The 18,015-nt window shown below is 67.9% G+C and carries 15 protein-coding genes; 11 read left to right on the top strand and 4 right to left on the bottom strand.

Annotated elements, in window-relative coordinates; genetic code table 11:
• Positions 1 to 15 precede the first annotated feature (15 nt).
• Positions 16 to 837 (bottom strand): IclR family transcriptional regulator, encoded by an 822-nt coding sequence (locus GGC47_RS20060; protein ID WP_142020667.1) that lies wholly within the window; start codon positions 835 to 837, stop codon positions 16 to 18.
• Between the two features lie 169 nt (positions 838 to 1,006).
• On the opposite strand from GGC47_RS20060, the gene GGC47_RS20065 reads away from it, so the two are divergent.
• Genes GGC47_RS20065 through GGC47_RS20095 form a run of 7 tightly spaced genes read left to right on the top strand, consistent with a single transcriptional unit; the run spans position 1,007 to position 7,669 of the window.
• Entirely contained in the window at positions 1,007 to 2,062 is a 1,056-nt protein-coding gene (locus tag GGC47_RS20065) for an ABC transporter ATP-binding protein (RefSeq protein ID WP_038368411.1), read from the top strand.
• Positions 2,059 to 2,910 (top strand): ABC transporter permease, encoded by an 852-nt coding sequence (locus tag GGC47_RS20070; protein ID WP_038368409.1) that lies wholly within the window; start codon positions 2,059 to 2,061, stop codon positions 2,908 to 2,910. Before GGC47_RS20065 ends, GGC47_RS20070 begins: the two co-directional genes overlap by 4 nt.
• An 11-nt stretch (positions 2,911 to 2,921) precedes the next feature.
• Positions 2,922 to 3,716: an ABC transporter permease gene (locus GGC47_RS20075; RefSeq protein ID WP_038368406.1), complete on the top strand. Its 795-nt coding sequence runs from the start codon at positions 2,922 to 2,924 to the stop codon at positions 3,714 to 3,716.
• Between the two features lie 5 nt (positions 3,717 to 3,721).
• Positions 3,722 to 4,012, top strand: a complete 291-nt coding sequence (locus GGC47_RS20080; RefSeq protein ID WP_142020668.1) for a (2Fe-2S)-binding protein — start codon at positions 3,722 to 3,724, stop codon at positions 4,010 to 4,012.
• Positions 4,009 to 5,418, top strand: coding sequence for an FAD/NAD(P)-dependent oxidoreductase (locus tag GGC47_RS20085; RefSeq protein WP_142020669.1), 1,410 nt, complete (start codon positions 4,009 to 4,011; stop codon positions 5,416 to 5,418). The genes GGC47_RS20080 and GGC47_RS20085 overlap by 4 nt, the downstream gene beginning before the upstream one ends.
• A complete protein-coding gene (locus tag GGC47_RS20090; RefSeq protein ID WP_142020670.1) occupies positions 5,415 to 6,620 on the top strand; it encodes an NAD(P)/FAD-dependent oxidoreductase in 1,206 nt (401 codons plus the stop codon). The genes GGC47_RS20085 and GGC47_RS20090 overlap by 4 nt, the downstream gene beginning before the upstream one ends.
• A complete protein-coding gene (locus GGC47_RS20095; RefSeq protein WP_112761822.1) occupies positions 6,617 to 7,669 on the top strand; it encodes an extracellular solute-binding protein in 1,053 nt (350 codons plus the stop codon). The genes GGC47_RS20090 and GGC47_RS20095 overlap by 4 nt, the downstream gene beginning before the upstream one ends.
• 276 nt (positions 7,670 to 7,945) lie before the next feature.
• Here the strand turns inward: GGC47_RS20095 and GGC47_RS20100 are convergent, their stop codons facing one another.
• Together GGC47_RS20100 and GGC47_RS20105 are read right to left on the bottom strand one after the other, a co-directional pair.
• On the bottom strand, positions 7,946 to 9,439 hold the full coding sequence (locus GGC47_RS20100; RefSeq protein WP_142020671.1) for a carboxypeptidase M32: 1,494 nt from the start codon (positions 9,437 to 9,439) through the stop codon (positions 7,946 to 7,948).
• A gap of 154 nt (positions 9,440 to 9,593) precedes the next feature.
• Positions 9,594 to 10,685, bottom strand: coding sequence for an NADH:flavin oxidoreductase/NADH oxidase (locus tag GGC47_RS20105; RefSeq protein ID WP_142020672.1), 1,092 nt, complete (start codon positions 10,683 to 10,685; stop codon positions 9,594 to 9,596).
• A 174-nt stretch (positions 10,686 to 10,859) separates the two neighbouring features.
• On the opposite strand from GGC47_RS20105, the gene GGC47_RS20110 reads away from it, so the two are divergent.
• From GGC47_RS20110 to GGC47_RS20125, 4 genes are all read left to right on the top strand, one after another.
• The gene (locus GGC47_RS20110) at positions 10,860 to 11,651 is read left to right on the top strand and encodes an enoyl-CoA hydratase/isomerase family protein (RefSeq protein WP_142020673.1); all 792 of its coding nucleotides are present in this window, start codon (positions 10,860 to 10,862) and stop codon (positions 11,649 to 11,651) included.
• Positions 11,652 to 11,816: 165 nt separating this feature from the next.
• A complete protein-coding gene (locus GGC47_RS20115; RefSeq protein WP_038368391.1) occupies positions 11,817 to 12,296 on the top strand; it encodes a MarR family winged helix-turn-helix transcriptional regulator in 480 nt (159 codons plus the stop codon).
• 15 nt (positions 12,297 to 12,311) lie between these two features.
• Positions 12,312 to 13,502, top strand: coding sequence for an efflux RND transporter periplasmic adaptor subunit (locus tag GGC47_RS20120; protein ID WP_370954108.1), 1,191 nt, complete (start codon positions 12,312 to 12,314; stop codon positions 13,500 to 13,502).
• A complete protein-coding gene (locus tag GGC47_RS20125; protein ID WP_038368388.1) occupies positions 13,499 to 16,633 on the top strand; it encodes an efflux RND transporter permease subunit in 3,135 nt (1,044 codons plus the stop codon). The genes GGC47_RS20120 and GGC47_RS20125 overlap by 4 nt, the downstream gene beginning before the upstream one ends.
• A gap of 134 nt (positions 16,634 to 16,767) precedes the next feature.
• Here the strand turns inward: GGC47_RS20125 and GGC47_RS20130 are convergent, their stop codons facing one another.
• The gene (locus GGC47_RS20130) at positions 16,768 to 18,006 is read right to left on the bottom strand and encodes an aspartate kinase (RefSeq protein ID WP_038368386.1); all 1,239 of its coding nucleotides are present in this window, start codon (positions 18,004 to 18,006) and stop codon (positions 16,768 to 16,770) included.
• Positions 18,007 to 18,015: the final 9 nt, after the last annotated feature.

The following is an 18,015-nucleotide window of genomic DNA, read 5'->3' on the forward strand; positions in this document are numbered from 1 at the left end:
CGGAGCCGGAGCCGATCAGCCCGCCACCGTGCTCAGGCTGCGCGAGGGATAGCGCAGGGTCACGTCGAAGGGGTTGAGCTTGGCGCCGAGCTCGTCGGCCTCGCCCCGCAGGATGGCGACGACGCTGGGCAGCCGGTCTTCGCGCAGCCGCTCGGCCAGCGTGCCGACGCTCAGCGCGGCGACGACGCGCCGCTGCGCATCGAAGACCGGCACGGCGACGCCGGCCATGCCGGGGATGAGGCCGGTGTTGAGATTGACCCAGCCTTGCGCCCTTGCGGCCTCGATCGCGCAGCGCAGCGCCGGCTCGTCGATGAAGCCGCGGTCGAGCAGGCGGGGCATGTTGAAGCGGATCACCGCTTCGCGCTCGGCGTCCGGCAGATGCGCCAGCATGGCGAGGCTGCCCTGGCCGATGCCGAGCGGGACCTTGCCGCCGATGTCGCCGGTGAAGGAGCGGATCGGGAAGGGGCCCTCGATCCGGTCGAGGCAGACCGCGTCATAGCCGTTGCGGACCAGCAGGAAGATCGTGTCACTGAGCGTGGCCGAGAGCCTGAGCAGGGTCGGGCGGGCAAGTTCGCGCAAGCCGCCGGCCTGCCCGGCGCGGGCCGCCAGCACGAAGAAGTCGAGTGCCAGCCGGTAGCGCTTGCCGCCGCTGGCCTGCTCGACGAAGCCCTCCGCCATCAGGTCGCGCAGCGCCCGATGGGCCGTCGGCTGCCCGCAGCGGGCGGCATCCGCGATGTCCTTCAGCCGCATGCCGCCGCTCTCGCCATCGGCGAGGACGCGCAGCAGGCCGAGCGCGCGGCGCAGCGACGAAAGCGTTTCGGGCGAGGCTTCCATCATCGAAATCCAGATGCCTAGGTCGGGATCAAAATTCCATATAACGGAATTTAGTCAATAAAAATTCTCTAATGCGGAATTCAAGATTGACGAAATTGTGTCGGCCTCGCTTTCGTAGCGGCATCGCAGTCCGGCTTTCCGGCTAAGGGAAAGCCCACCGATCGAGGTGCCGATGGGCTTTCTGACGCTGCAATCGTTGAGCAAGGTCTTCGGCGACTTCACCGCCGTCCGCGATGTCGACCTCAGCGTCGCCCAGGGCGAATTCGTCTCGCTGCTCGGCCCTTCCGGCTGCGGCAAGACCACGACGCTGCAGATGATCGCCGGCCTCGTCGAGCCGACCAAGGGCACGATCACCCTCGACGGACGCGACATCACCCGCGAGAAGCCGAGCCGCCGCGGCCTCGGCATCGTCTTTCAGAGCTATGCGCTCTTTCCGCATATGACGGTGGCCGAGAACGTCGCCTTCGGCCTCGAGATGCGCAAGGTCGCGAGGCCTGAGCGCGACCGGCGCGTCAGCGAGATGCTCGGCCTCGTCCATCTCGCCTCTTTTGCCGAGCGCTATCCGCGCCAGCTTTCGGGCGGCCAGCGCCAGCGCGTCGCCATTGCCCGCGCCCTCGTCATCCAGCCGCCCGTGCTGCTGCTCGACGAGCCGCTCTCGAACCTCGACGCCAAGCTGCGCGAGGAGATGCAGTTCGAACTGCGCCGCATCCAGCGCAGCGTCGGCACCACCACCATCATGGTCACGCATGACCAGGCCGAGGCGCTCTCGATCAGCGACCGTGTCGTCGTGATGGAGCAGGGCCGCATGACCCAGATCGATGCGCCCTATCGCCTCTATGAGCGCCCGGCGACGGCTTTCATCTCCTCCTTCGTCGGCAAGATGAACCGCATCGAGGCGGTCTGGCGCGGCGGGCGGGCCGAAGCCGCGGGGCTTGGCCTTCCATCCGAGGCGGCGAGCCTGCCGGACGGGGCCTCCATCGGCGTCGCGGTCCGGCCGGAGAAGATCCTGCTCGGCGCGGCCGGGCAGGGGCTGTTCGATGGCACGGTCACGAGCCGCTTCTTCCTCGGCAGCTACTGGCTGTTCAATGTCGAGACGCCGGTCGGAAACGTCGTCGTCTCCCTGCCCAATCAGGGCGCCGAGCCGGTGGCGGAGGGCGCGCTCGTCTCGCTCGGCTGGCCGCCCGAAAGCGCATCGATCGTGGCGGCCGCGGCGGGAGCGGCGGCATGAAGTCCCGCGCGCTGACGCCCTGGCTTCTGGTCTCGCCGGCGACGCTGCTGTTCCTCGGGCTGGTGATCCTGCCGCTCATCCTGACGGTGATCCTGTCCTTCCATGTCTACGATCACACCACCGGCATCCAGGACAGCTTCACCGTCGAGCATTATGTCCGGGTCGTCACCGACGACTACTACCTCGCGATCTTCTGGCGCACGCTCAGGCTCGCCTTCCTCACGACACTGATCTGCGCCGTGATCGGCGCGCCGGAGGCTTATGTGCTCTCGCGCATGGGCGATCCCTGGCGCTCGATCTTCCTGCTGGTGATCATCGGACCGCTGTTGGTCTCCGTCGTGGTGCGCGCCTTCGGCTGGAGCATGCTGCTGGGCTCGACCGGGCTGGTGAACCAGAGCCTGCGCGCGCTCGGCTTCGACAGCGTGAGATTGCTCTACACCGAGACGGCGATCGTGATCGCGCTCGTCCACGTCATGCTGCCCTTCATGGTCATTCCGGTCTGGACGGCGCTGCAGAAGCTCGATCCCGCGGTCGAGGCGGCGGCCCTGACGCTGGGCGCCTCGCGCTTCACGGCTTTGCGCCGGATCGTGCTGCCGCAGGTCTCGCTCGGCATGCTCTCGGGCAGCCTGATCGTCTTCGGCCTCTCGGCCAGCGCCTTCGCCATTCCCGGCCTGCTCGGTGGCCGGCGTCTCAAGATGGCGGCGACGGTGGTCTACGACGAATACATGTCGGAGCTGAACTGGCCGCTCGGCGCCGCGATCGCGATCATCGTGCTGGTCGCCAACCTCGCCATCATGCTGGGCTATAACCGTCTCGTCGAGACGCGCGCCCGCCGGGCCCTGGGCTGAGGTCGCGCGCCATGCACAAGAACGGCCCCATCGCGCTCCTCTTCCATAGCCTCGTCGTCGCCTTTGTGCTGGCGCCGCTCGTCGTGGTCTGCCTCGTCGCCTTCACGCCCGAGAACACGCTCTCGATCCCGACGACCTCGTTCTCGCTGCGTTGGTTCGCCGCGATCTTCCAGCATCCCGATTTCGTGCCCTCCTTCTACAACAGCCTGTGGCTGGCGACGCTGGCGGCGACGATTTCCGTCGCGCTCGCCGTGCCGGCCGCGCTCGCCATCGACCGCTACCGGTTCCCCGGCCGCGACTGGCTGAATGGGCTCTTCCTTTCCCCGCTGATCATCCCGCATCTGGTGCTCGGCGTCGCGCTTCTGCGCCTTTTCGCGCTGATCGGCGCGACCGGCTCCTTCGCCTGGCTGGTGGCCAGCCATGTCATCATCGTCACGCCCTATGTGATGCGCCTCGTCATGGCCGCCTTCACCGGCATGGACCGCAGCGCCGAGCAGGCGGCCGAGACGCTCGGCGCCTCGCACTGGACCGTGTTCCGCCGGATCACCGCGCCAATGATCCTGCCCGGCATCACCGGCGGCTGGCTGCTCGCCTTCATCAACAGCTTCGATGAACTGACCATGTCGATCTTCGTCACCTCGCCGCAGACGGTGACGCTGCCGGTGCGCATGTACATGTACGCGACCGAGTCGATCGATCCGATGATGGCGGCGGTGTCGGCCCTGATGATCGCGTTGACCGCCGGCGCCATGCTGGTGCTCGACCGCGCCTTCGGCCTCGACAAGATCCTCGTCGGCCAGAAGTGACGATCATGCCGCTGCTGCGTCGCATCGCCCGCAAGGATCATCCCGTCATCGCCTTCACGCTCGACGGCGCGCCTTGCGAGGGCCGGGCCGGCGACACGCTGCTGAGCGCGATCCTGAACCGCACGGAGAGCCTGCGTCGCACCGAGTTCACCGGCGAGCCGCGCGCCGGCTTCTGCCAGATGGGCGCTTGCCAGGATTGCTGGGTCGCGACCGAGACCGGCGAGCGCCTGCGCGCCTGCACGACACCGCTTCAGCCGGGCATGAACATCGTTACCGGGACGGCGAGGGTGGCATGAGCGAACGCCCGCAGCCGCTGATCGTCGGTGCCGGTCCCGCCGGCATCCGCGCCGCCGAGGCGCTCGTCGCGGCGGGCCTGCGCCCGTTGGTCGTCGACGAGGCGCCGGCCTGCGGCGGCCAGATCTACCGCCAGCGCCTCGTCCAGGACGGTCGCTCGACCAAGGATCTCTACGGTTCCGAAGCCGGCAAGGCCGAACGGCTCCACGCCGCCTTCGCCGCGCTCGAAGGCCGCATCGACTACTGGCCGCAAGCGCTGCTCTGGAATTTGCGTGACGGCGTGGCCGATATCGCCGTCGGCGGCACCGCCCGTCGCGTCGCCTATGACGGGCTGGTGCTCGCCACCGGCGCGACGGACCGCGTCCTGCCTGTTCCCGGCTGGACGCTCCCCGGCGTCTTTACTCTCGGTGGCTCGCAGGTCGCGCTCAAGGCGCAGGGCTGCGCCATCGGCAGCCGCGTCGTCTTCGCCGGCTCCGGCCCGCTGCTCTATCTCGTCGCCTGGCAGTACATGAAGGCGGGCGTCGAAGTCGCCGCCGTGCTCGATGCCGCGCCCGCCTCCGCCAAGCTCGCTTTGCTCAAGGCCCTGCCGCTCGATCCCGGCATCGTGCTGCGCGGGGCGCGCTTCGTCGCCGAACTGCGCCTGCGCGGCGTCGTCATCCGCTCCGGCATCGAGGGCCTGCGCTTCGAGGGCGAGGGCAGGGTTTCCGGCGTCTCCTGGCGGGAGAGCGGGCGCGAGCGGCGCCTCGCCTGCGACGGCGTCGGCTACGGGCTCGCCTTGCGCTCGGAGACGCAGCTCTCCGATCTCGCCGGCTGCGCCTTCCGCTTCGACCGGCGCGACCGCGCCTGGTTGCCCCAGCGGGATGCCGCCGGCCGCGCCTCCGTGGCGGGTGTCTATCTCGCCGGCGACGGTGCCGGCATTGCCGGCGCCGATGCGGCCGAGCGCGCGGGCGAGCGCGCCGCACTGGCCTTGCTGGAGGATCGTGATCTCGCCATCGACAAGGCCCGTGCCGTCATGCTCGAAGCGGAGATGGTCCGCATCGGCAAGCTGCGCGACGCGCTCGAAGCCGCCTTTCCTTTCCCGGCCCGTTGGGCAGAGACGATCGACGATGCGACCACGCTCTGCCGCTGCGAGGAGATCACGGCCGGCAGCATCCGCGAGGCCGTGAACCGTCTCGATATCTCCGAGATCAACCGGCTGAAGGCGGTGAGTCGCGTCGGCATGGGCCGCTGCCAGGGCCGGATGTGCTCCTCCGCCTCTGCCGAAGTGCTGGCCGCCGCGACGGCCAAGCCGCTCGATGCCGTCGGCCGTCTACGGGCGCAGGCCCCGGTGAAGCCGATCCCGCTCGCCCTCCAGCTGGCGGCCGATCTGCCGGAGGCCGCGGCAAACCTGCCGGAGGCAGCAGAGTGAGCCGGCATCTCGACATCGACGTCGCGATCATCGGCGGCGGGCTGGTCGGCTCCTCGGCGGCGCTGGCGCTGCGCGGCATGGGCTTCAGCGTCGCCCTGCTCGACAAGGGCTTTTGTGGCGCGCAGGCGAGCGGCGTGAACTATGGCGGCGTCCGCCGGCAAGGGCGGCCGCGCGAGCAGTTGCCGCTGTCGCAGCGCGCCCATGCCATCTGGCCGCGCCTCAAGGAACGGATCGGCATCGACGGCGAGTTCCTGCGCTCCGGCCATCTCAAGCTCGCCCGCAGCGAAGCCGAGATGGCGGCGCTGGAAGCCTACGCCGAAGCGATCGCCGATCAGGGGCTCGATCTCGAGCTCGTCGGCCATAACGGCCTGCGCGAGCGCTTTCCCTGGATCGACGGCAGCATTTTGGGCGCCTCGCTCTGCGCCGGCGACGGCCATGCCAATCCACGCCTCGTCTCGGCGGCCTTTGCCAGCGCCGCGCGCCGTGCCGGGGCGCATGTGCTGGAGAACACGCCGGTCACCGGCCTCACCCGCAATGGCGAGGGGTTCGCGCTGGAGGCGGGCGAGGGCATCGGCCTGAGCGCGCGCGTCGTCATCAACAGCGCCGGCGCCTGGGCCGACCGTTTCGCCACGGATTTCGGCGAGCCGGTGCCGCTCTCGCGCATCTATCCCTCGATGATCGTCACCGAGCCGCTGGCCCCGGTCATGACCGTCAATATCGGCATGGAAGGCGGTGGCATCTACGCCCGTCAGGTCGAACGCGGCAATGTCGTGGTCGGCGGCGAGCGCGGCCTGCCGCTCGACGATCCCGATTTCTCGCGGCCGCGCGGCGAAGGCGCGCTCGCGATCATGAATCGCACTGCCGAAATCTTTCCGGCGCTGCGCCACGCCCAGGCGATCCGCTTCTGGTCGGGGACGGAGGCGGCGATGCCGGACCGCAACCCCGTGATCGGCTTCAGCGGCACGACGCCCGGCCTGCTCCATGCCTTCGGCTTCACCGGCGCCGGCTTCCAGATCGCGCCCGGCGTCGGCGAGGTTTTGGCCGAACTCGTCCGCGACGGCCGAAGCGCGACCCCGATCGAGGCCTTTTCCATCACCCGCTTCAGCCGGCCGCCCGTGCCGCCGGAGAACCACGACCGCACCAGCCACGGCTCGGGTGCGGGTCCGGATCCAGAGCCGCAAAGCAGGGGAGCTTCAACATGACCACCCGTCGCAATCTTTTGGCCGGAACTGTCGCCGCCGTCGCGCTGGCCGCCGCCGGCAGCGCCTTCGCCCAGAGCAAGACGCTCTATATCGGCATGAACGGCGGCAATTTCGAGCGCACCTATACCCAGGGCGTCTTCCCGGATTTCGAGAAGGCCAACAACGTCAAGGTCGTGGTCGTGCCCGGCACCTCGGCCGATATCCTCGCCAAGGCGACCGCGGCCAAGGACAAGCCGCAGATGCATGTCATGTTCCTCGATGACGGCGTCATGGTCCGCGCCATCGGCGCCGGCCTCTGCGAGAAGCTGAAGCCCGGCCCGGAGCTCGGCCAGCTCGCGCCCGGCTCGGTCATGAAGGACAACATGGCGGCCGGCATCGACATGGGCATGACCGGGCTCGCCTATAACAAGAAGATGTTCGACGAGAAAGGCTGGGCGGCGCCGACCTCCTGGATGGATCTGGCCGACCCCAAGTTCAAGGACAAGGTCGTCTTCCAGTCGGCCTCGGCCTCGTCCTTCGGCCTGCATGCCTTCCTGATGTTCAACCGCATCCAGGGCGGCACCGAGGCCAATGTCGAGCCCGGCTTCACCAAATTCCGCGACACGATCGGCAAGAACGTCATCGAATTCATCCCGAATTCGGCCAAGATCTCCGAGATGGTCCAGACCGGCGACGCCGCGATTTTCCCGCTGACCCCGACGGGCGTTGCCACGCTGAAAGACAAGGGCATTCCGGTCGAATACGCCCAGCCCAAGGAGGGTTCGGTGGTGCTGATGGTGGCGGAATGCGTCATCGCCAACAATTCCGAGCCGGAGCTGTCGCAGAAGCTCGCGGCCTATCTGCTCTCGGCCGAGGCGCAGGCCAAGGCGATGGCCTTCGGCAACGGCGTGCCCTCGAACACCACCGCCAAGGCGCCGACCCCCGAGGCACAGGCCAAGCTCGACGTCTTCAACATCAACATGAAGACGGCGGTCACGCTGGACTGGGACGCGATCAACGCCAAGCGCCCGGAATGGAACAGCCGCTGGAACAAGATGATCGAGCGCTGAGGCGGTCGTTCTTTCGATGAGATTACGGCCGGTCCGCAAGGACCGGCCGTTTTCGTTTCGAGGGATTCGCGTGCCGCTTCAGCCGACGCGTTCAAGTCACTGAGATGAATCACAAAGGCGCGGGTCATCCCGGACGAGCGGCAAAGCCGCGTAGATCCGGGATCCATGCTTGAGCCTTGCTCGGAGACGCTCCGGCATGGATCCCGGGTTTCCGCTTCGCTTCACCCGGGATGACTGTGCGGGGAACGACAAGGCAATGTGCCGATCCCGTCGGCCTCACATCTCCTCGACATAGCGGCGGCGCAGATGCGCCTTGAACACCGCGGCGTCGAGCGGCCGGCCGGTCGCTTCCGTCAGCAGCGCGTCGGTCGGGAGCAGCGAGCCCTTGCCGTGGATGTTCGCGCGCAGCCAGCCGACGAGCGGTGCGAAATCGCCCTTGCCGATGCCGGGCAGGATGCCGGGCTCGGCCCGCGTCGCCGCGTCGAAGATCTGGGCTGCCGTCATCGCGCCGAGCGAATAGGTCGGGAAATAGCCCCAGCCGCCCGAGGGCCAGTGGATGTCCTGCAGGCAGCCGCGCCGGTCGTCCGGCACGGTGACGCCGAGCAGGGATTTCATCCCGTCGTTCCAGGCGGCGGGCAGCTCGGCAAGCGGCATGGCGTCGGCGATCAATGCCTTCTCCAGCCGGTAGCGCAGGATGATATGGGCCGGGTAGGTCACCTCGTCGGCATCGACGCGAATGAAGCCGGGCTCGACGCGGGTATAGCGGCGCCACATTGCCTCGCTCTCCCAAGCCGGGCCGGCGCCGCCGAAACTCTCCCGCATCAGCGGCGTGGCGAAGGCGAGGAACTGGCGCGAGCGGCAGGCCTGCATCTCCATCAGCAGCGATTGGCTCTCATGGATGCTCATGCTGCGCGCGGCGCCGACCGGCTGGTTCAGATGCGCTTGCGGCCGGCCCTGCTCGTAGAGCGCATGGCCGGTCTCGTGCAGCACGCCCATCAGCGCCTTGGTGAAATCGGCCTCGTCGTAGCGCGTGGTGATGCGGACATCGTTGTCGGCCCCGCCGCAGAACGGATGCGTCGAGATGTCGAGCCGGCCGCGCTCGAAATCATAGCCGAGCGCCGCCATCAGCCTGAGACCGAGCACCCGCTGCGTCTCTGTCGCGAAGGGGCCCGCGAGCGGCTCCTGCGCCGGCCGGCGCGCCTGCACCGCCACGACCTCCTGCGTGAAGCCCGGCAGGAAATCGGCGAGATCGTCGAACAGCGCATCGATCTTGGCCGAGCTTCCGCCGGGCTCGTAGTCGTTGAGCAGGGCGTCATAGGGTGAAAGCCCGAGCTTCTCGCCCTTGGCCCGGCCGATCTGACGCTGGAGGTTCAACACCTCGGCGAGATAGGGCAGGAGCCCGGCAAAGTCGGACTCGGCCCGCGCCTGCCGCCAGCGCATCTCGCAGGCCGAGACGGCCTTGCTCGACGCCTCGACGAGATCGGCCGGCAGGGCGGTCTCGACCGTCCAGACGCGCCGGATCTCGCGCAGATTGGCCTTTTCCCAGGCGCCGAGCGAGCCGTCGCTCTCGGCCTTGGCCAGCCAGTCGCCGATCCTTGCATCCGTCACCATGCCATGGCGCAGCACCTGCAGCAGCGCCATGCTCTCGGCCCGCGTCTCGGCGGCGCCCTTCGGCATCATCACGTCGGAATCCCATTGCAGGACGCCGACGGCGTTGGAGAGGGCACTGATGCGGCCGAAATGGGCGGCGAGATCGGAATAGGCGGTCATGGGGTTTGGCTCTGTGCTTTCGTGTCTTGTGCGCTGTCATCCCGGACGAAGCGAAGCGCAGATCCGGGATCCATGCCTGAGCGCTCGTCGGTTGCGTTCCGGCCTGGATCTCCCTGCGGTCGCCCGGGATGACGACGGAGCGAATCTGGAGAATTCAGGCGAACAGCTTGGAATATTGCCGTGGCTGCGAGCGCAGATACTGGTTCGGCGCCTTGACGCTGGCGCCGAGGGCCGCCGCCGCATGCCAGGGCCAGCGCGGATCGTAGAGGATGCCGCGCGCCAGCCCGACGAGGTCGGCCTCGCCGGTGCCGACGATGGCCTCCGCCTGCTCGGGCTCGGTGATCAGGCCGACCGCGATGGTGCTCATGCCCGTCGCCTCCTTCACGGCTCGCGCCAGCGGCACCTGGTAGCTCGGGCCGAGCGGGATCTTCTGCGCGGCCGAGAGTCCGCCGCTGGAGACATGGATGAAATCGGCGCCGCGAGCCTTGGCGGCCTTGGAGAAAGCGATGCTCTGCTCGACATCCCAGCCGCCGTCGACCCAATCCGTGCCGGAAATGCGGAAGCCGACCGGATAGCCCGCCGGCACCACCGCCCGCACCGCGTCGAAGACCGCGAGCGGAAAGCGCATCCGGTTTTCCAGCGAGCCGCCATATTCGTCCTCGCGCCGGTTGGAGAGCGGCGAGAGGAACTGGTGCATCAGATAGCCATGGGCGGCATGCAGCTCGATCGCCGCGAGGCCGAGCCGCACGGCGCGCTGCGCCGAAGCAGCGAAAGCCTCGACGATCCGGGCGATGTCGCCTCCCGTCAACGAGCGGGGCGGGCGGGGATAGCTTTCGAAGCCGACCTCCGAGGGGGCATGCACCGTCCAGCCGCCCTCGTTGAGGCCGAGCTGGTGGCCGCCCTTCCAGGGACGATCCACTGAGGCCTTGCGGCCGGCATGGGCGAGCTGGACGCCGATCGGCATATCCGACCAGCGATGCGCCGAATCGAGCACTTTCGCCAGTGCAGCCTCGTTCCCGTCCGACCACAGGCCGAGATCGAAGGGGCTGATCCGTCCGTCCGGCTCCACCGCCGTCGCCTCGAGGAAGAGCAGGGCGGCGCCCGAGAGGGCGAGGTTGCCGAGATGGATCACGTGCCAGTCGCTGGCATTGCCGTCTTCGGCCGAATATTGGCACATCGGCGCGATGACGATCCGGTTGGCAAGCGCGAGATTGCCAAGCTGATAGGGGCTGAAAAGCTGGCTCATGGGGAAGGTCGGCTCTGGGTGAGGGGATGTTGCCCGTAGTCTAGAAGCTCTGCGCCGCGGGAAGCCAGAGCCGTTCACGCAAATGCGCTGCCTCATCGACGCGGGGCCACCCCTCGCCAAGGCGCGGCGGGATGATAGCCTGCCGCCGATCCTCGCCGTCACGGAGTCCATCGCATGTCAGATCACGTGGAAACTGTTCTGCTCGAACGGGATGGCGGCGTCGCCGTGCTGACGCTCAACCGCCCGGCCGTGCTGAACGCCTTCGATGCGCCGATGGCGGAGCTGTTCCTCGCCCGCGTGAAGGATATCGCGGCGCGCGGCGACAGCCGCGCCATCCTGCTGAAGGGTGCGGGCAAGGGTTTTTGCGCCGGCGGCGACGTTTCGCAATTCCTGGCCGGCGGCGACCCCGCCGTGACGATTCCCGCGATCATGGAGCCGCTGCACGAGGCCCTGCTGTTGCTCGATCGCCTGCCGCAGCCCTCCGTCGCCTGCCTGCATGGGGCGGTGGCGGGTGGCGGCTTCAGCCTCGCGCTCGGCTGCGACCTTGCCGTCGCGGCCGAGAACACCCGTTTCGCGATGGCCTATTCCCGCCTCGGCACGACGCCGGATCTCGGCGGCTCTTTCCGCCTGCCGCGCCTGGTCGGCTTGCGCAAGGCGAAGGAGATCGCGCTGCTGGCCGAGCCTTTTGACGCCGCCGAGGCGCTGCGGCTGGGCCTCGTCAACCGCGTGGTCCCCAACGAACAGGCGGAAGCGGAGGCGCTCGCTCTCGCCCGCCGCCTCGCAGAAGGGCCGACGCAGGCCTATGGCCGCGTCCGCCACCTGCTGACGGAGGCGGCCGGCCATGATCTCGCCGCCCATCTGGCGGCCGAAGAGCGCGCCTTCGCGGAATCGACCGCCACCGCCGATTTCCGCGAGGGGGTCGCGGCCTTCCTGGAGAAGCGCCCGGCCCGGTTCGGGGGCGAATGAGGCCCGCAAAGGGCGATGCCATGCCGGGCGAAGGCCGCCCTTCTGGCTCGGCCCGATGCCACGCCTGGCATGGTCGGGCAATTTCTCGCAGTTGCGAAATCGTGACTATAAAACCGCCGCAATCTGACTTACTATGAGCAGGCTTACAATCACGGAGGCCTATGCATGAAGCGCCCCCTGCGGCGGGAGCTGATGTTTCAGCTTGTCGAAACCTCTCGCCTGATGAGGACCTATGTCGATCAACGTGCGCGGGAGCACGGAACGACACGGGCGCAATGGGGCGTTCTGGCGCGGTTGCGCCGCCAGGAAGGACTGAACCAGGCCGCGCTGGCCGAGCAGATGGATCTGCAGCCCATCTCGCTGGCGCGCCTGCTCGACCGCTTGCAGCATCAGGGCTTGATCGAGCGCCGCGAAAATCCGGCCGATCGCAGGGCTTATCTCCTCTATCTCAGCCCGACGGGCCGGCGACTGGTTGATGATCTCGACGAGGTGCGCGGCACGATCGCGCATGAGCTGCTCGGCTCGGTCGGAGACGACGCGATCCTGTCGGCGCTCGATACGCTCGGGGCGATCCGTGAGCAGATCCGGCCCCAGCGGGCGGATGACAAGACGCAGCAGCCGCTTTCGGCTGGTCGCATGGCCTGAGCCGGTGGGGCAACTATGAAGCGTTCGGGATTTCTTGTCGGCTTCGTTCTGGTCGCCGCTGTTGCGGCGGGCGTCTGGTATACGCGTTTGCAGGGGGAGAAGGCGCCGCAGGCCGCCGGTGCCGGGCGTGGCGCCCCGGCGGTGTCTGTGGTGTCGGCGGTGGCGGAGCAGGCGGATTTCCCGATCCGCAAGCACGCCATCGGCTTCGTCGAGACGCCGGCGAGCGTGACGGTGAAGTCGCGTATCGACAGCCAGATCGTCGCGCAGCACGTCACCGACGGCCAGTTCGTCAAGGCGGGCGACCTGCTGTTCACGCTCGACGACCGCGACATCAAGGCCCAGATCGCCAAGGATGAGGCGATGCTCCTGCGCGACGAGGCGACCCATACGCGCAACGTCGCCGATCTCGAACGCTACAAGCAGCTTTTCGCCCGCAATGCCGGCACCCAGCAGCAGGTGGATCTGGGCACGGCCGACGAGAAGAGCTCGGCCGCCAACATCCAGGCCGATCATGCGACGCTCGACGCCGACAGGCTCAAGCTGAGCTATACCCGCATCCTCGCCCCCATCGACGGGCGGGTCGGCGCCGTGATGGTCACGCCGGGCAATCTCGTCAGCGCCAACAGCAACAACAGCAGCACCGGCCTCCTGACGATCACGCAGATGAAGCCGCTGCGCGTCTCCTTCGCCTTGCCCGAGAGCGAGCTGCCGACGCTGCATGCCGCGCTTCTCGCGCCGGATTCGGCCGTGGTCACGGCGAAAATTCCCCAGGCCGGCGACCAGCCGGCCGTGGGCAAGCTCAACTTCGTCGATTCCAATGTCGACATCACCTCGGGCACGATCACGGCCAAGGCAGCCTTCGCCAATGACGATCTGCGTCTCTGGCCGGGCCAGTATGTCGATGTCGAGTTCATCCCCGACACGCTGAAGGGCGTCACCGTCATCCCGACGGTCGCGGTGCAGACCGGCCAGAAAGGTCCCTACGTCTTCGTCGCCAAGGCGAATGCGACGGTGGATCTGCGCCAGATCAAGGTCGCGCTCAGCGATGGCGGCAAGACGGCGGTGACGGAAGGCCTCGCGCCGGGCGAGCGCGTCGTCGTCGACGGCCAGATGCGCCTGAAGCAGGGCACGGCGGTGCGCGAGCGGGGAGCCAGCGGCGAGAAGGCGCCGGTGAGCACGCCGGTCGCGCAGGAGGGGCACTCATGAACGTCTCGTCCTTCTGCATCAGGCACCCGGTCGCGACCATCCTGATGTCGGTCGCGCTGGTGCTGGCCGGGACGTTCGCCTATCGCTTCCTGCCGGTGGCGGCGCTGCCGCGCGCCGAGTTCCCGGTCGTCAACGTCTCGGCCCAGTTGCCCGGCGCTTCGCCCGACACGATGGCGACCTCGGTCGCCACGCCGCTGATCAAGCAGTTCGGCACGATCGCGGGCATCGATTCGATCTCCACCATCAACGCGCAAGGATCGACCTCGATCGCGATCCAGTTCGTGCTGAACCGCGACATCGACGCGGCCGCGGCCGACGTGCAGGCGGCGATCACGCGCACGCAGAAGCAGTTGCCGATCGAGATGACGACGCCGCCGAGCTATCGCAAGGTGAATCCGGCCGACGCGCCGATCATCCTGATGGCCCTGAAGAGCGACGTCGTGCCGCTCTCCGATCTCGACGCCTTCGCCCAGCAGGTGATCTCGCCCGCGCTCTCGACGGTGGATGGCGTCGCGCAGGTGCTGATCTTCGGCAGCCAGAAATACGCCGTCCGCATCCAGATCGACCCGACGGCGCTCGCCGCGCGCGGCATCGGCCTCGACGAATTGCAGGCCGCCATCACCGCGACCAACGCCAACACGCCGGTCGGCACCATCCAGAACAGCGCCCAGCAGCTCACCATCGAGGCGCATACCCAGCTCGCCGACGCGGCGCAGTTCGCCAACGTCATCATCACCACCCGCTCGGGCAAGCCGGTGCGCCTCGGCGACGTCGCCAAGGTGATCGATTCCGTCGAGAACACGCAGACCCGCAGCAGCTATGACGGCGTTCCGGCGATCGTGCTCGCTGTGCAGCGCCAGCCCGACGCCAACACCGTCGAGGTGGTCGATCGCGTCAAGGCGATGATCCCGGCCTTCGAGGAGCAGTTGCCGGCCGCGGCCTCGCTCTCGCTGCTGAACGACCGCTCGACCTCGATCCGCCAGGCGGTGGACGACGTGCAGTTCACGCTGCTGCTCACCGTCGCGCTGGTCGTCATGGTCATCTTCGTCTTCCTGCGCCGCGTCGCCGCGACCTTCATCCCGGCGGTGGCGGTGCCGATCTCGGTCATCGCCACGCTGGCGGCGATGTATCTGTTCGGCTTCTCGATCGACAACATCTCGCTGCTGGGCCTGACCCTTTCGGTCGGCCTCGTCGTCGACGACGCCATCGTCATGCTCGAGAACATCGTCCGCCATATGGAGGAGGATGGGCTTTCCGCCTTCGATGCCTCGCTGAAGGGCGCCAGCGAGATCGGCTTCACCATCATCTCGATCTCGCTCTCGCTGGTCGCGGTCTTCATTCCGGTCCTGCTCATGGGCGGCGTCGTCGGGCGCATCTTCAACGAGTTCGCGGTGGTGGTGACGGTCTCGATCCTGGCCTCCGCCTTCGTCTCGCTGACGCTGACGCCGATGCTCTGCTCGCGCCTGCTCTCGGGCTATGGCGAGCATCATCAGGAGAATGCCGTCGGGCGCTGGCTCGAGAAGGGTTTCGAGGCGCTGTTGCATGGCTATGACCGCGGCCTCGCCTTCTGCCTGCGCTTCCAGCCGGTGGTGCTGCTCGCCTTCTTCGCGACCATGGCCGGCACGGTCTGGCTGATGCAGACCTCGCCGAAGGGCTTCTTCCCGCAGGAGGATATCGGCCAGCTTCAGGTCGCGACCGAGGCGCGGCAGGACGTGTCCTTCGACGCCATGCAGAAGCTGCAGCGGCAGGTCGCCGACATCTTCATGCATTCGCCCTATGTCGCCCATGTCGCGTCCAGCGTCGGCGCGACCAACGGCAATGCCGGCGCGCTCAATGCCGGGCGCCTCTTCGTCGAGCTGAAGCCGCAGGACAAGCGGCCGCAGCTCTCCGTCGTGCTGTCGTCGCTGCGGCGCGATCTCGCGCAGGTGCCGGGCATCAACACCTATATGACGCCGGTCCAGAACCTCAATATCGGCGCGCGCTCCTCGAAGAGCCAGTACCAGCTCGTCGTCCAGGGCCTCGACCAGAAGGCGATGAACGACGGGGCGCTACGCCTCGCCGACGCCATGAGCCGCGAGCCCTCGACCTTCCTCGACGTGACCACCGACCTGCAGAACAACGCCCTGCAGGCGACGGTGATCATCGACCGCGACAAGGCCAACCAGCTCGGCATCGGCTCGGACATCCTGCGCTCGACGCTCTATTCGGGCTTCGGCGTCCGGCAGGTCTCGACGATCTACACCACGGGCGACAGCTATCAGGTCGTCGTCGAGTTCAACCCCAACGACCAGTGGACGCCGGAGCGGCTGAACGCGATCCGCGTCCGCACCAAGACCGGCACCCTCGTGCCGCTCGGCGCCTTCGCCAGGATCGAGCGGACGGCTGGCCAGCTCACGGTCAACCAGCTTGGCCAGCTTCCGGCGGTGACGATCTCCTACAATCTGCCGGCCGGCGTCGCGCTCGGCGACAGCGTCAACCGCATCGGCGTGCTGAAGGAGCAGATCGGCCTGCCGAAATCGATCACGACGACGCTCGCCGGCACGGCCAAGGTCTTCCAGGACTCGCTGGCGAACCAGGGCCTCCTGATCGCGGGCGCGATCCTGACGATCTACATCGTGCTCGGCATCCTCTATGAGAGCTTCATCCACCCGCTGACCATCCTGACCGGCCTGCCTTCGGCGGCGATTGGCGCGCTCGGAGCGCTGAGGCTGTTCGACCTCGACCTCTCGGTCATCGCGATCATCGGCCTGCTGATGCTGATCGGCATCGTCAAGAAGAACGCGATCATGATGATCGACGTCGCGCTGGTGCTCCTGCGCGAGGGCGTGTCGGCGCAGGAGGCGATCCACAGGGCCTGCGTCATGCGGTTCCGGCCGATCCTGATGACGACGCTGGCGGCGCTGATGGGCACGCTGCCGATCGCGGTCGGCGCCGGCGCCAGCGCGGAACTGCGCCAGCCGCTCGGCATCGCGGTGGTCGGCGGCCTGATGATCAGCCAGGTGCTGACGCTCTTCATCACCCCCGTCCTGTTCCTTTACATGAACAGGCTCTCGGACGGGCTGGTGAAGCTCGGCGGGCTCTTCCGCAGCAACAAGCACAAGCCGGCGGGCGCGCCTCATCCGGCGGAATAGGCGTCTCGCGCCTTCCGTCATTCCCGGGGCGAAGCGCGGCTTCGACCCGGGAAGCTCATGCAGGATAGGGCGCTTTTCCGAGATGCTCGGGTCGAGCCCGAGCATGACGTCCTTGGGTTCGCCGTATCGCAGCCTCAGGCCGCGTCGAGGCCGTAGAGCGAGTGCAGCGTGCGCACCGCGAGCTCGGTATAGGCGGCGTCGATCAGCACCGAGAACTTGATCTCGGAGGTCGTGATGGCGCGGATGTTGATGCCCTTCTCGGCCAGCGCCCGGAAGGCGCGGGCCGCGACGCCGGCATGCGAGCGCATGCCAATGCCGATCGCCGAGATCTTCACCACGTCGGTCGCGCCCTGGATGTCCTGATAGGAGATCGTATCGTGCTTGCTCTCGAGCAGCGTGCGGGCGCGCTCGTAATCGGCCGTCGGCACGGTGAAGGTGATGTCGGTCGTCGCCTGGTCGTCCGAGACGACCTGGATGATCATGTCGACATTGATGTTGGCATCGGCGAGCGGGCCGAAGATCGCCGCGGCGACGCCGGGCTTGTCGGCCACGCGGCGGAGGGTGATCTGGGCTTCGTCCCGGGAGAAGGCGATGCCGGTGACGATCTGCTGTTCCACGATGTCGTCCTCGTCGCAGATGAGGGTGCCAGGATTGGGGTTTTCGGGGTCGTCGAAGGAGGAGCGCACATAGGTCGGCACGCGCTGCGTCATGGCGATCTCGACCGAGCGCACCTGCAGCACCTTGGAGCCGAGCGAGGCCATTTCGAGCATTTCCTCGAAGGAGACCTTGTCCATGCGCTTCGCCTTGGGAACGATGCGCGGGTCGGTGGTGTAGACGCCGTCGACATCGGTGTAGATGTCGCAGCGATCGGCCTTCAGGCCCGCGGCGAGCGCGACGGCGCTGGTGTCCGAGCCGCCGCGGCCCAGCGTCACGATGCGGTGCGTGCGCGGGTTCACGCCCTGGAAGCCTGAGCAGACCGCGATCTCGCGGTTGCGGTCGAAGCCGGCGAGGATGCCGGCGCCGTCGACGCTCTCGATCCGGGCAGCGCCATGCGCGTCCGAGCCGTAGAGCGGGATCTGCCAGCCCTGCCAGGAGCGGGCCGGCAGGCCCATCTCCTGCAGCACGATCGCCATCAGGCCGGAGGTGACCTGCTCGCCCGAGGCGACGACGACGTCGTATTCCGCCTGATCGTGCAGCGGCGCCGCTTCCTTGGCCCAGGCGACGAGCTCGTTGGTCTTGCCCGACATCGCCGAAACCACGACCGCGACCTCGTTGCCCGCGTCGAACTCGCGTTTGACGTGCCGCGCCGCGTTCTTGATGCGCTCGACAGTGGCGACGGAGGTGCCGCCGAATTTCATCACCAGACGGGCCATGACGATCTT

This window comes from Allobosea sp. OAE752, assembly GCF_050433265.1.
Taxonomy (GTDB): Bacteria; Pseudomonadota; Alphaproteobacteria; order Rhizobiales; family Beijerinckiaceae; genus Allobosea; species Allobosea spartocytisi.